Origin of the sequence: Winogradskyella sp. 4-2091 (assembly GCF_045765065.1) — a bacterium.
In the GTDB taxonomy this organism is placed as follows: domain Bacteria; phylum Bacteroidota; class Bacteroidia; order Flavobacteriales; family Flavobacteriaceae; genus Winogradskyella.
Window position 1 is genome coordinate 43,783 of sequence record NZ_JBJKOD010000006.1, and the last position, 14,264, is coordinate 58,046.

At 32.2% G+C, this 14,264-nt stretch carries 11 protein-coding genes; all 11 read left to right on the plus strand.

From position 1 onward, the window contains the following. Positions 1–3: 3 nt before the first annotated feature. The 11 genes from ACJBCC_RS09465 to ACJBCC_RS09515 all read left to right on the plus strand — a co-directional run bounded on the left by ACJBCC_RS09465 (position 4) and on the right by ACJBCC_RS09515 (position 14,259). On the plus strand, positions 4–2,421 hold the full coding sequence (locus ACJBCC_RS09465) for a hypothetical protein (RefSeq protein ID WP_407557051.1): 2,418 nt from the start codon (positions 4–6) through the stop codon (positions 2,419–2,421). Positions 2,422–2,509: 88 nt separating this feature from the next. Then, positions 2,510–4,627 carry a Tex family protein gene (locus ACJBCC_RS09470; RefSeq protein ID WP_299102561.1) on the plus strand — a complete coding sequence of 706 codons (2,118 nt, stop codon included), beginning with the start codon at positions 2,510–2,512 and terminating at the stop codon, positions 4,625–4,627. Positions 4,628–4,760: 133 nt separating this feature from the next. After that, on the plus strand, positions 4,761–5,279 hold the full coding sequence (locus ACJBCC_RS09475) for a ferritin (protein WP_299102544.1): 519 nt from the start codon (positions 4,761–4,763) through the stop codon (positions 5,277–5,279). An 83-nt stretch (positions 5,280–5,362) separates the two neighbouring features. Continuing rightward, positions 5,363–5,539 (plus strand): hypothetical protein, encoded by a 177-nt coding sequence (locus ACJBCC_RS09480; RefSeq protein ID WP_299102545.1) that lies wholly within the window; start codon positions 5,363–5,365, stop codon positions 5,537–5,539. Positions 5,540–5,759: 220 nt separating this feature from the next. Continuing rightward, complete coding sequence (locus ACJBCC_RS09485) at positions 5,760–6,014, plus strand: hypothetical protein (protein ID WP_407557052.1); 255 nt, start codon at positions 5,760–5,762, stop codon at positions 6,012–6,014. 1 nt (position 6,015) lies between these two features. After that, positions 6,016–6,456, plus strand: coding sequence for a T6SS immunity protein Tdi1 domain-containing protein (locus tag ACJBCC_RS09490; RefSeq protein WP_407557053.1), 441 nt, complete (start codon positions 6,016–6,018; stop codon positions 6,454–6,456). Positions 6,457–7,096: 640 nt separating this feature from the next. Beyond that, positions 7,097–8,101 carry a restriction endonuclease gene (locus ACJBCC_RS09495; protein ID WP_407557054.1) on the plus strand — a complete coding sequence of 335 codons (1,005 nt, stop codon included), beginning with the start codon at positions 7,097–7,099 and terminating at the stop codon, positions 8,099–8,101. A gap of 369 nt (positions 8,102–8,470) precedes the next feature. Further along, positions 8,471–8,773, plus strand: a complete 303-nt coding sequence (locus ACJBCC_RS09500; protein ID WP_407557055.1) for a helix-turn-helix domain-containing protein — start codon at positions 8,471–8,473, stop codon at positions 8,771–8,773. Then, positions 8,733–10,040: a DNA cytosine methyltransferase gene (locus ACJBCC_RS09505; RefSeq protein ID WP_407557056.1), complete on the plus strand. Its 1,308-nt coding sequence runs from the start codon at positions 8,733–8,735 to the stop codon at positions 10,038–10,040. Before ACJBCC_RS09500 ends, ACJBCC_RS09505 begins: the two co-directional genes overlap by 41 nt. Then, entirely contained in the window at positions 10,037–11,077 is a 1,041-nt protein-coding gene (locus ACJBCC_RS09510; protein ID WP_407557057.1) for a DNA cytosine methyltransferase, read from the plus strand. Before ACJBCC_RS09505 ends, ACJBCC_RS09510 begins: the two co-directional genes overlap by 4 nt. Continuing rightward, positions 11,074–14,259: a type ISP restriction/modification enzyme gene (locus tag ACJBCC_RS09515; RefSeq protein WP_407557058.1), complete on the plus strand. Its 3,186-nt coding sequence runs from the start codon at positions 11,074–11,076 to the stop codon at positions 14,257–14,259. Before ACJBCC_RS09510 ends, ACJBCC_RS09515 begins: the two co-directional genes overlap by 4 nt. Positions 14,260–14,264 lie beyond the last annotated feature (5 nt).

Consider the following 14,264-nt stretch of genomic DNA (forward strand, 5'->3'; position numbering starts at 1 on the left):
ATTATGAAAAAAAACTACTCAATTACTCCACTCAATTTAAAGATAACTATTAATTTAATATTAATGTTTTCGTTAACTGTTTTAATTCATTTCAGCACTTTTGCTCAAGAAAATAAAACAGAAAGTTTTACCAATTCTTTTGAAGAATACACTCAACTGTATAGAGAGGTTGTATACACGCATCTCAATAAAACAGTTTTAATTAAAGGTGAAATGCTTGGCTTTAGCAGTTATGTTTTAAACAAGAGTAAAAAAACACCCTCTACCATCACTAAAAACCTTTACTGTGTAATAACAGACAGCAATAATAAGGTTGTTAAAAGCAAACTTTTACTGGTAGAAAATGGGTTTGCTAATAATGTATTTAATATTGACAGTTCATTTACAACAGGGCTTTACACTTTTAAAGCTTACACCAATTGGATGAAAAATTTTGACGAGAAAAATTCGTTTACTGAAACATTTAAAGTCATTGATCCAGAAATTAATACCACTGTAGAAAATCGTATTGTTAAAAACGAAATTGATGCTCAGTTTTTACCAGAAGGTGGTCATTTTATAAATAATGTAAATTCTAATGTTGGTGTTATTATTAAAAACAAAGCAGGTTTAGGCGTTGCAAATGCAGAAGGTACTGTTTATGATAAAGACCAAAACATTTTAACGCATTTTAAAACGAACACTTTAGGTATATCTTCATTTCTATTAAAACCAATAATGAATGAAAACTATAAAGTTGAAATAAAATATTTAAATGAAACATTTACTTATGTTATCAATGACATTAAGTTCAATGGTATTTCTACAAAAATAAAACGTCTTAAAAACACCTTGTCTATTGAGTTAAATACTAATAACCACACACTATCGCGTATTAAAAATGAATCATTTAAGCTCGTTTGGCATAATGGTCGTGTTTTAAAAACAATAGATGTTCAGTTTAATGACACAACCGTTTTAAAACAATTGAATACAGAATCACTTTTCGCTGGTGTTAACATATTTACGCTTTTTGATCTGAATGAGAACCCAATATTAGAGCGATTATATTTTAATTACGATGGAATTAATATGCCTAAACTAAGTAATCCTGCAATCGAAAACCAAAAAGATTCTATTCAAGTGACCATAAACTTAGAAGGTTTAGCTCCTTCTTATAATGAAACTAATATCAGTATATCTGTATTACCGAGTGATACAAAATCTTACTTAAGTCATCAAAATATTATTTCTAATACGTATTTACAGCCTTATTTAGAAAGCCCTGTAGAAAACGCATCATATTATTTTACCGATGTCAATGATAAAAAGAAATACGATTTAGACCGATTACTAATTACTCAAGGATGGAGCAGTTATGATTGGCACTCTATTATTAATAATAAAGTAAATACCTCTTATGTTTTTGAAGATGGCATTAGTGTTAATGTGACCAACAATAATTCTAAATCTGACTTTGTTGTCTACCCAAATCAAAACAATGTAATAGAAACCGTAAATTTATCAAATGATCAAAACGGATTTAAATTAACTGGCTTATACCCAATGACGGATGAAAACTTGTCAATTGGAGCAATAGGAAAAGAAAGCGTTTCAGAAATGCCTAAATTATATGCTCAATTTTATCCGTTAAAAATTCCGACTTATAATGATGGTGCAGCGACACTTAATCCAAAAGAGCAAAGTTATACCTCATTAAAATCTGTACAACCTTTAAAGTTAAATAAAGGTGAAGAGCTGAAAGAAGTTTTAGTAATTGGTGACAATGATAGAATAAATAGCATTAATCAATTAAAAGGAAGCCCATTTCTTACTGCTGTAGATGTTATAGATGACAAGAGTATTTATAAAGACGTTAACCTTATATACTACCTAAATACAAGAGGGTTTTCGGTATATGAACAATTTGGAGAATTGATATTTAATAGACAAAGACAGAGTTTATTAACAGATCCTGGCGAAACTGGTAGTCCTGTTGTATTTTATCTTGATGACACTAGGTTAAATACAACCAATATGTTGGTAAATTACCAAATGAGTCAGGTAGATTATGTTACTATTAATAAACACGGAATGGGTAATGGATTGTTAGATGGGACAAGACCTGTTATAAAAATATACTCAAAAAAAGGTGGCAATTCTGTAGCATCAAGAGAATCATTTAGAGCTTATGAATATCCTTTAACATTCTCTAAAAACAAAAAATTCTATACACCAATCTACAGTTTAAACGATAATGAGTTTTTTAACAATTTTGGAGTAATAGACTGGATACCAAATGGTAAAATTGACAACAATGGTAATTTAGTTTTTAATATGCCGTATTCTAATGCAGATGCAATATTGTTTATTGAGGGTGTGGCAGGAAATGGAAATTTTATTAGCACTTCAAAAACTATAGCTGTGAGCGAAAAACAATAAATTTTTCAATTTATTTTCGGCAAATACAATTGAGTTAAATATCTTAGAGACCTTATAAAATATGATTTATAAGGTCTCTTTTATTATGATGATAACATACATTTTACAACACACCAAACTGCCAAAAGACAGTATAAAAAACACAGTAGAACTTCTTAACCAAGACTGCACCATTCCCTTCATTTCGCGCTACAGAAAAGAAGCCACTGGAAATTTAGACGAAGTACAAGTTGCCGATATCGTAAAATATAAAGAACAATTTGAAGCGTTAGAAAAACGGAAAATAGCAATTTTAAAAGCCTTAGAAGAACAAGCTATTTTAACGGAAGACTTAAAACAAAAAATCTCAAAAACTCAAGACTTAATAACACTTGAAGATTTATACTTACCCTTTAAGAAAAAACGAAAAACAAAAGCAGAAACGGCTCGTAAAAATGGCTTAGAACCTTTGGCTAAAATTATAATGAGCCAAAATGCCAACGATATAGAATCTGTTGCATACAAATACGTAAAAGGCGACATCTCAACCACAGAAGATGCTTTAGAAGGTGCCAGACATATTATTGCCGAATGGATTAATGAACGTACTGACATTAGAAACAACCTACGAAACGAATTAGAGCGTCGTGCACAAATTACTACCAAAGTTGTAAAGTCTAAATCTACAGATGAAAAAGCCCAGAAATTTAGAGATTACTTTGATTGGTCTGAGTCTTTATCACAAATTCCATCACATCGCTTATTAGCCATTTTAAGAGCAGAAAGCGAAGGTTATATTCGTGTGAAAATTGAAGTTGATGAGATTAGAGTTTTAGAACGTATTGATAATAAAATTATAAGAAGTCAAAACGCATGTGCAGACCAAATAGAGTTGGCCATTTCAGATGCTTATAAACGATTACTTTTTCCGTCGTTAAGTAACGAAGCTTTAAATAATGCTAAAGAAAAAGCAGACGAATCTGCCATTACTGTTTTTGCTAAAAACCTAAAACAATTGTTATTGGGTTCACCTATTGGCGAAAAACGCGTATTAGCTATAGATCCAGGTTTTAGAACTGGTTGTAAAGTGGTGTGTTTAGATGCACAAGGCAATTTAAAACATAACGAAACCATTTATCCGCATGCACCAAAAAACGACAGTATTGGCGCTATAAAAAAGATTTCGAGTTTAGCAGAAGCTTATAAAATTGAAGCCATTGCTATAGGAAACGGAACAGCATCACGAGAAACAGAAACCTTAATCCGTAAAATTCAATTTAAAAACGAGATTCAAGTTTTTGTAGTCAGTGAAGCTGGTGCAAGTATTTATTCGGCATCAAAAATTGCACGCGATGAATTTCCTAATTATGATGTAACCGTTAGAGGTTCGGTTTCTATTGGACGACGTTTACAAGATCCTTTGGCCGAACTCGTAAAAATTGATGCAAAATCTATTGGTGTTGGTCAATATCAGCACGATGTGGACCAAACCAAACTTCAAAAACAATTGGATACTGTGGTTGAGAATTGTGTAAATGCAGTAGGCGTTAATATCAACTCTGCCAGTAAACCCTTATTGAGTTACGTCTCTGGTATTGGACCAAAACTAGCAGAAAACATTTTTGATTACAGAACAGCAAATGGTGTTTTTAAATCGCGAAAAGACATATTAAAAGTGCCACGCTTAGGCGGAAAAGCATTTGAGCAAAGTGCAGCCTTTTTAAGAATAAAAGGAGCTAAAAACCCATTGGATGATTCTGCTGTGCATCCAGAACGTTACACCATAGTAAAACAAATGGCCAAAGATGAAGGTGTTTCACTTGAAGATTTAATTGGTAACAAAGCTGTTCTTCAAAAAATAGATTTAAAAAAATATGTGTCTGAGACTGTTGGTTTATTAACGCTTAAAGATATTATTAAAGAGTTAGAAAAACCAGGTATAGACATCAGAGAAACAGCAAAAGTATTCACATTCAATCAAAATATAAAAACCATTACCGACCTTCACGAGGGCCAATTGTTACCAGGCATTGTCAATAACATTACCAATTTTGGCTGTTTTGTAGATGTTGGGATTAAAGAAAGTGGCTTAATCCATGTTTCTAATTTATCAGACAGTTTTGTAAAAGATGTTAATGAGCACGTGCATCTGCATCAACAAATCATTGTAAAGGTTTTGGAGGTTGATGTCACCAGAAAACGGATTCAACTAAAATTACATAAGTAGAACGCAATAATTAGCTAAGACATTCAATTTTTTTAAGTTGTAAAACTCTAAATATTACTGGTAAAAATCGATTTAGGTGAAAATTGTCACTTATAATTTTAGTATACTTATCTTTGTATAAAAACAGAAAGACATGTTATCAAAATCAATAGAAGCAGCACTCAACCAACAAATTAGAATAGAAGCAGAATCTTCACAAACCTACTTATCAATGGCCGTTTGGGCAGAAGTAAAAGGATTAGAAGGAATTTCTAGTTTTATGTACGATCAGTCTGACGAAGAACGTATGCATATGCTAAAACTGATAAAGTTTGTAAACGAGCGTGGAGGACATGCCCATATTTCAGAACTAAATGCACCAAATGTTAGTTTTAAATCTTTCAAATTTATGTTTGAAAAACTTTTAGAGCATGAAATTTTTGTATCAGAAAGCATCAATGAGTTAGTACATATTTCATTACAAGAAAAAGATTATGCGACTCATAATTTCTTACAATGGTACGTTGCAGAACAAATTGAAGAAGAAGCAATGGCAAGGACTATCTTAGATAAAATAAAGATGATTGGCGATGATAAAGGAGGATTATACTTATTTGATAGAGACATACAACAACTAACGGTTAACTCTGCCGCAGAAACGCCAAGTGCTTAAAATGTTAAATATTTATTTAGATTAAATATAAATAATTACTTTTGTCCAGTCTCTGAGCATTTTACGATGCTAATAAACTAAAGATGGGCAAAAAGAAGAAAAATAAAAAGTTAAAGAAAGAACGAATAAAAGTTCTTGAAACTACAGGTTTAGAATCCTTAGGTAAGGTAAAATCTAAATGTTGTAAAAAATTTAAAAAATCTGAAAACAAGCGATGCAAAAAATGTCCTTGTTTTGATTTATTAAAGAAAGTAGCTTAATTGGTAAGTGCTTTCTTTTACCATATAGTATAATAGCAGCCTTTACGGTTGCTATTTTTTTGACTTAAAGTTTATAATTAATTTACATGTAAAAATTGTAGTCTAAAAAAATTATCTTTACAAGATAACAACAACAAAAACTTTTGATAACCTGTTATTTTTACGGGATATCGACAATAAAGGTTTTTATATAAGGAGTTGTGCCTAATTTGACCAAAGCTTGAACCTAGAATTAGAAAATAAAGAGAAACGTAAAACCATACCTTTAACAAAAGGAGAATGGCTAGCCTTTTTCTTTGTTCCTGTTAATCCTAATTGGCGTTTAAATCCAAAAAGTGCAAATCAAATTGAATTTGAACGTTATAAAAAATATGGATTTGAAAAGAAAATTGAGCAAGCCGAAAAAGCAAGAATTGCTGGTATACTATTTTATCTTCTTATAATACTTATAGCAATCATAGTTAGTAGCTTTTAAAATGGAGAAAATAATTACTGAAATAAATAAAGCTTGGAATTGGAAAGGATTTAATACAACCGAAATAGTTCGGACGAATGACTTTGGCAACGTGATTTTCAAAACGGACAAAAACGAATTTTGGAGAATTTGTCCCGAAGAAATTAGTTGCGAAAAAATTGCGGAATCGGAATCTGAATTTAATAAAATCTCATCTGACTCTGAATTTATAGAAGACTGGGAAATGACTAACCTTGTGAAAATTGCGAAATCGGAACTTGGTGAATTAAAAGAAAACGAAAAATATTGTCTAAAAATGTCGGCTGTTATTGGCGGAGAATATGAAAAATCGAATCTCGGAAAAATTAGTTTTGCGGAATTAATTGCTTTTAGCGGAGATTTAGGGTTTCAGATAAAGGATTTGAAAGACGGACAAAAAATAAAACTGAATATAAAAAACTAGGCACAACAACGTATATAATTTATTGCTAGTTCTAGCCTACTTACGAAAATCCTTGCGGATTTTCTATTCGGTTTGTATTTGATAAATTAGGTGCTTAAAACACGCAACAAACCATATACAACAACGTTGCCATTCATTGCGGAACGCACTCTGAACGGAAAAATCCGCAGCTGTTTTTTTCGATTTTTTTTTGAATTTTAAGAAAGTAAAAACCGAAAAATAATATTGCGGAATTTTGAAAAAACACTGAATTATCACTCAAACTCTGAATTGAATTACGTCTGACTTTTTAGCTCGCTTGCGTCCCGAAGTTTCGGGAGAAATCTGAATTGAAAAGCAGAATTTTACTCAATCGGAATGTAGCAAGTTGCGGAATTACTCACTCAAACGGAATGGAAAGTATTACGGAATAAAACACTGACTGAATTTACTCAAACGCTGAAAATCGGAAAACGGAATTTAGCGGAATAATTTGAACTCTGAAAAATCAACGAAATGGCAACAACGTATAAAAATAATTGCTATTTTGTGCTTAAATAAAGGTAGTTGCGTCTTTGCTACTTCTGAATTTCCTACGGAAATTCCTCGCACGCAAACCCGCAACTATTCTTATACAAAACCGTTGTAGCCAATTAAAAAAATGACTGAAAATATTTCAACATATGAGGAATTTGAAAAATTAGTTTCTAAGCTAAGTCCTTACGATTTTGAAAAACTAGTTACTGATATTTTTGAATCTTTAGACTCTATTGAATCAGTCATAGGGGAATCAAAAATAAAAGATAGGCAAGTTGATTTAATTGCTACCGAAAAAGGTAAAAACATAGCTAATAAACCAGTAAAGTGGATTATTGAAATTAAAAAATATAAAAGTCTAATCAATATTGGTGTAATAGACCAATTTTATTCTAAAGCGACTTATTTAAATATTCCGAACTCTAAATTACTTTTAATCACTTCAAGCAGTCTAACCAAAAGCGCTAAGGTATTTGCCGAGAATCGTGAAATTGAAGTTTGGGGACTAAAAGAGCTAGCAGAGAAAATAACTCAGGAAATAGCAATTAGATATTTTACTCAAATAGTTGCTCGACAGCTAAGAGAAAAAACAAAATTAGAAACTAAAGAGGATAATTTAATTTCTTCGCTAGGAAATATTAAACCAGGAAAAACTGACTGGTCATTATATCAACAAACAGTTTTTGACATCTTAGAATACCTTTTTTGTCCACCTTTAGAAATACCTCATTATGAATTAGCCGATTTAGATTCAAGAAATCGAAGAGATATAATCTTTGGCAATGATTCAGAAGATACTTTCTGGAAATCCATAAGAGAAATTTACCAAGGTCATTATATAGTTGTTGATGCTAAAAATTATTCTAAAAAACTAGCAAAGCGTCCTATCGTAGATATAACACATTATTTAAAACCTTATGGATGTGGGATGTTTGGAATAATTGATTGTAGAATGGGTAGTGGCGGAGCATCTGACCACGCAATAAAAGAGCAATGGATTGGAAATAAAAAAATGATAGTAGTTCTATCTGATGAAGATTTAGTAGAAATGCTTCAATTAAAGAAAAATGGAAATAATCCTGTAGAAATAATAAAAAGAAAGATAGCAATCTTTAGAATGACACTATAAGAAAAACTGGCTACAACAATGGCTATAATTAATACGGGTTTTGGTGCTTAACCCAAAGTTTAGAGCTTTTAATGAAGACCACCAAATCTTTTGATTTGGCTTTATAAAGAAAAAAATAAAACAAAATAAAAAGTTTTGGCTAAGTGCTTAATCGAAAGTTCTTTACTTTTAATTCCCGTACTAACCATAGCCTAGACGTTGTGTTTCATTCGGAAAAACCAACCGCACATTAAGCACATTTGGTTTTTGCCGTCACACAATCCAACGCTGAAAAACCAAAAGAGCTTAATCACCAACTCCCTCTCTTAATTAAAGAAAATTACTATATTTGGACAAATATTGTCTAGACGTAAATAATCTAATATGAATATGCAAAAAACTTTTGGAGAGCATCTAAAATCTCTTCGGGAAAATCAAGGCACACCTTTGAGAAAGGTAGCAGCAGAATTGGATATTGATCAATCTACCCTGAGCAAAATTGAAAGAGGCGAGAGATCTGCAAATAGCTCTCTATTACCCAAAATCGCTAAGGTTTTTAATGTCACTGAAAAATCGCTAAAATTAATTTTACTAAGTGATCAAGTGGCTTATCAGATAATGGAAGAGAGTAATACTCATGAAATTCTAAAAGTTGCTGAACAAAAAATCAAGTACCACAGGGCACAAAAATAATATGGCAAATATCAATTCCGAAATAAAAAAAGTGTACTCTGATCAAGATTTATCGAGCTTCACGAAAACATTCAAAAAGGCAAAAAAGGACTTAAATAAATGGAAACCAATACAAAAACAGCCGTCAGGTTCTATTGATGTTATTGATTTTTTTTCCGGTTGCGGAGGTATGTCTCTAGGGTTTTCAGCTATCGGAAAATCAAAACTGTTCAATCTTATTGGTGCTGTGGACATAAATCAAAAAGCATTAGATTCTTACAAGACCAATTTTAAATGCAAAACATTAAATAAAGACATAAAAGAATTATGTAATGAAGATGGAGTAAAACTAATAAGAGAAGAATTTAATTTACCGCAAAAAAAAACTCGCCCTTTAGTAATAATAGGCTGTGCTCCATGCCAAGGTTTTTCTGCACATAGAAAGAAAAACTGGGATAAAGATGATGAAAGAAACACTCTGATTGGCGCATTTACTGAGACAGCAATAAAACTGCATCCAGACTTTATTGTAATGGAAAATGTACCTGAGATTTTGGGTAAAAAATATTGGGAACATTATGATGAAGCCAGGAAAATTTTAGAAAAAAACGGTTATACTGTAAAGCAAACTATATATAATTCTGCTTCATTTGGGGTACCCCAAGCAAGATTCAGAGCGATAATAATTGCATCAAAAATGGAATTTGAACTACCAATTCCACTTCTTGAAAAAGATCAATTCATTACTGTACGTGATGCTATATATGATTTACCTAAAGTCGCTGCTGGTGAAGTATCATCGAACGATAAATTTCATAAAAGTGCAAAACATAAATTAAGTACTATAGAGACAATCTCTCAAGTACCAAAAGACGGAGGAAATAGACCGACAGGTATTGGTCCAAAGTGTCTTGACAAAGTGAATGGGTTTTCTGATGTTTATGGTAGATTGTATTGGGACAAACCTTCTATTACATTAACTCAATATTCAAGAAACCCAGCAAGTGGAAGATTTATTCATCCTGAACAGAACCGAGGGTTAACAATTAGAGAAGCTGCAAGAATTCAAAGCTTTCCAGATTCATATGATTTCCAGGGCTCTTTAGATCATTGTTTTAAGCAAATTGGAGAATCGGTTCCCCCGCTATTATCAATTGCCATAGCTTCTCAAATTATAAGAGCTTTATCTAATGAAAAAAAATCTATTGATAGTGGAATTGAGTCTATAACATCACCTGTAAGAAGTTCATATTCGAGCAAATCAATTTCAGAAACGATATCATTATGAGCTTTACATGTATAGATGGGTTTTCGGGTGCTGGAGGTTTAAGTTTGGGGCTATCTAAAGCTGGCTTTGACCTTCTTTATAGTTTTGATATTGACAGATGTTCTGTAGAAACTCAGTTACGTAATAAAAAATATTTTAGTCATAAAATTCAGGAACTAGATATAAGAGAATTTGATCCTATTGAAACAATGAATGAGTTAGGACTAATAAAAGGTGAATTATCCTTATTTGCTGGAGGACCTCCTTGTCAAGGTTTTTCAATTCAAAGAATTGGATCGGATCAGGATGACAGGAATAATTTCGTGTTTGTCTTTATAGAAAAAATGATCGCGTTATCCCCTAAATTCTTTCTTTTAGAAAACGTACCTGGATTAAATGGAAAAAGAGGAAAACAAATACTTGAAGATGCGTTAAGTTATGCAGAACAGAATGGATATCATATTCACAAAAACATATTAAATGCTCAAGAATATGGAGTTCCTCAGAGAAGAAAAAGAGTAATAATAGTTGGTGAAAAGAAATCAGATTCACCATTAAAATTCTCATACCCGACACCCAGCACAAAAAAAATAAGTGTTCGAGATACAATTGGTCATCTGCCTGCCACTCCAAAAAACGGGAAAGAACATCCAGATATTAAGCATCATAGAAGCGATAAGTTATCTGACCTCAATGTCAAAAGAATTAAATATGTAAAACAAGGGCAAGGAATGGCTTTTTTACCTGAACATCTTCTGGCCGATTGCCATAAAGCAGGTGCAGATAAAATTGGCCATCGTAATGTATATGGCAGAATGAAGTGGGATGATGTAGCTCCAACAATAACAGCTCGTTTCGATAGCTTCACAAGAGGTATGTTTGGGCACCCAGAGCAGAATAGAACTATATCTTTAAGAGAAGGAGCTCTCCTCCAAACCTTTCCTAATGATTTTGAATTTGTTGGTAATAAAGTCGATATAGCAAGACAAATTGGTAATGCTGTTCCTGTGAATTTAGCAGTTGCAGTTGGTAGAGAATTAATAAAAGCTCTAAAATGAACTTCAGTCAAATCCTAAATAATTATTTATCCGAACTCCATCAGGAAGTATTAGCAAGCCAATCAGGAGAAACGACAGCAGAACTATCATTCAGGACTAGTTTAGATAATTTTTTTAAAAATACAGCTAGTGCAATAGACTCAAAAATAGTAACCATTCCTGAACCGAAAAACCAAAATAAACTTGGACGACCAGACTGGAGATTTCATAACGCAGATTCTATGGGTGTCTATGGATATGTTGAAGCCAAAGGGATTGATAGTAAAAATTATATAAACAAAGAAGCTTATCGAAATCAGGTAGAAAAATATTTAACCCTTGGAAACCCCGTCTTATTGACTGACGGAATAGACTTTATTCTTTTCAAACCAAATGGTGAAGAGGTAAATTATTCAGCGTGTCAAAAACCAATTGATTGGAATAACCCAATCCCAAATACTGAATTAGAAACACTTTTCTTAACTTTTTTCGGGCAAATTGGTCATCGTATAATCTCTGAAAACCAGCTTGTAACAGAGGTTGCTAAAAGAGCAAAACTTTTAACCTCTGAGATACACGAATTTCTAAATTTAGAAGAGGATGAAACAGAAAACCAAACTGAACTAAATACTGTTCTGTTATTAAGAGAACTAAAAGAAACAGCTTCACTAAATCATGACAAAACTTTAGGTGATGAATTAAACTTTTCAAGTTTTATTTCTCAAGTATTAACTTTTGGTTTACTATATGCACATAGAATAATCAACTCTGATTTAGAGACGCCTAAAATTAAATATGATAGAATTCATGAATTTTGGTTTTCTGTATTAGACGAAAAATACACTAATAATTTAATACCTTTTAAAACCCTAGTGAAAGGGCTTGAGTCAGAACTAAATTCTGACTTAAGTAGACTTGGATTATGGTATGACGATTTAAGAAGATTATTAGCTCATATTCAACTTTCAGATAGCCAAGTAGTGGCTCCAGATTTTCATGAGCTTTATGAAATATTTTTATCGAAGTATGACCCTATCACTCGCTTTGATTACGGAGCTTTCTATACTCCGCGAGTTTTAGCATTTTATACAGTAGAATTTGCGAAGAAATTAATACAAACATCAATCCCTAATGTTGACCTTAATACTATTGGGAACAAAATAATCGATCCTTGTTGTGGGACAGGAACATTCATTGAAGCAATTTTGAATGTGATAACTCCGAACGATCAAGTCGAATTAATTGGATTTGAAATTCTTCCAGCACCTTACGCATTGGCTCATTATAGAATGAGTATCATCAATGATATTTACCCTGGAAACGTTCAAATCAAACTTACAAATACATTAAGTGACTCCCTTTTTGAATTAAACACTGACCCTGATTCAGAAGACAGTGATGATTTGAGTAAAATACTTGTAAAAGAACAAGAAGAAGCTTATCATTTAGCAACACCTCCTTTAACATTAATAATTGGGAACCCTCCTTCGTCAGATTCAATTTTCCAAATTCAAAATGAAGGAGAAATAATTAAAGCTCTCATCAATGATTTTAGACCTGATGCTAATAATAGAACCTCACGTCAGAACACACAAAAGCAATTATCAAATGAATTTATAAAATTCCTAAGATGGACTGCAGATAGAGCATTAAAAAGCACTCCATCTATTTTCGTTCTAATTCTGCCTTCCAGTTTTTCGAAACACCCTACTTATAAATTTGCACGGAAATTTCTTATTGAAAAGTTTAATGAGATTTGGGTTTTAGACTTTGATAGCGATCTTAGAACAGGAACAGAAGACATTAATCTATTTGATACTCAACAAGGGCGCTTAATTCTTGCCGCCACATTTAAGGAGGAAAACTCTACACCCGCTTTAATTAATTATAATTCAATTACTCATTTATCTAAATCAGACAAAATTGATTTTTTTAATCAGACAGAAATCAGCTTAGAAGATTGGGAAGAAATTGAATTAGACCAAGATGATTATTCATTAAAACCTAAAATGCAATTTAATAAGGAAGCCTATGATTTGTTCTGGCCAATTACAGATTCAAATAATACAGGTATCTTTCTTAGACATTGTTCAGGTTTAAAACTAGCGCCAACACATCTATTAGTTCATGCCTCACCAGGTCAATTAAAGAGACGATCAAAGTTCATTTCTCGAGCTGAAAACGATTTTGAAAATATTAAATCAAGATGGTATAATGGCCAACGCAAAATCCCAAATCAGTCTAAAATAACCGAGGGCATTAGATCAAAACTTGGATTAGCTGCAAATTCGAATAACATCGAAAATTACTCATATAGACCGTTCTTAGAAACAAGCGTAATTCTAAATGATGAATTATTAACTGAACTGCAACAATTAGGTGGTGGTGGAACAAGGGTTCGGCCTGAAGTTCGAGCAGCTTACTCAGATGACAGAGTTTTTGGCTTTATAGTTTCCCCTGCTCCTGAAGACCTTGGTGATAATCTTCACAAATTCGCATCCTTTTGCTGGAATCTTCCTGACAATGATTTAAGCAAACGAGGTAGTGCACGAGTATTTTGTAATTTTTTCCCAGAATATAAACGAAAGGGCGAATGGAACAGTACAAATCAAAATAATATAAACCCAACTCTTGTTAATATATTATCCGCTGAATTTGATTTACCTCAAGATGAAATTATTACACTTTTGACATTTTACTCTTATGCTCTATTGAGTTCTAACCTATATCTGAGCTCTTTTGAAGGAGCTTTGTTTGGTGTAGCAGGCAACTGGCCCAAAATTCCTATCACAAAGGATAAGACTCTCTTTATTAGTGTCTCAGGATTTGGAAATACTCTTGCAAGCATCGAAAAATCTGATTACACAATTCCTGATATCCCAATTGAGGACAACGAAATATTGTATCACAAATATAGTTTTGAGGAAAATAGTATATGCTTGAAAAACGAATCTGGAGGAATAATAAAACAATATACAAATGTTGCTTCTGATGTTATTGACTTTGAGATTTCTGGCTATAGTGTTTTAAAAGAATGGTTAAAGATGCATTCATTCCAATATTATAGAAGATCTCTTCAAGTCGAAAAATTATTAGAACTGGAAACCCTAATATCTAAAATCTCCTTGTATATCGAAAAAATTGTGGAATTAGATTTAGAAGTTGAACAAATATTATGTAATGAACTATTTAGCCCCAACTAAAACAT

Coding starts and splice junctions, on each gene's coding strand:
- ACJBCC_RS09465 (WP_407557051.1), top strand. CDS start 4: ATGAAAAAAAACTACTCAATTACTCCACTCAATTTAAAGATAACTATT.
- ACJBCC_RS09470 (WP_299102561.1), top strand. CDS start 2,510: ATGATAACATACATTTTACAACACACCAAACTGCCAAAAGACAGTATA.
- ACJBCC_RS09475 (WP_299102544.1), top strand. CDS start 4,761: ATGTTATCAAAATCAATAGAAGCAGCACTCAACCAACAAATTAGAATA.
- ACJBCC_RS09480 (WP_299102545.1), top strand. CDS start 5,363: ATGGGCAAAAAGAAGAAAAATAAAAAGTTAAAGAAAGAACGAATAAAA.
- ACJBCC_RS09490 (WP_407557053.1), top strand. CDS start 6,016: ATGGAGAAAATAATTACTGAAATAAATAAAGCTTGGAATTGGAAAGGA.
- ACJBCC_RS09495 (WP_407557054.1), top strand. CDS start 7,097: ATGACTGAAAATATTTCAACATATGAGGAATTTGAAAAATTAGTTTCT.
- ACJBCC_RS09500 (WP_407557055.1), top strand. CDS start 8,471: ATGCAAAAAACTTTTGGAGAGCATCTAAAATCTCTTCGGGAAAATCAA.
- ACJBCC_RS09510 (WP_407557057.1), top strand. CDS start 10,037: ATGAGCTTTACATGTATAGATGGGTTTTCGGGTGCTGGAGGTTTAAGT.
- ACJBCC_RS09515 (WP_407557058.1), top strand. CDS start 11,074: ATGAACTTCAGTCAAATCCTAAATAATTATTTATCCGAACTCCATCAG.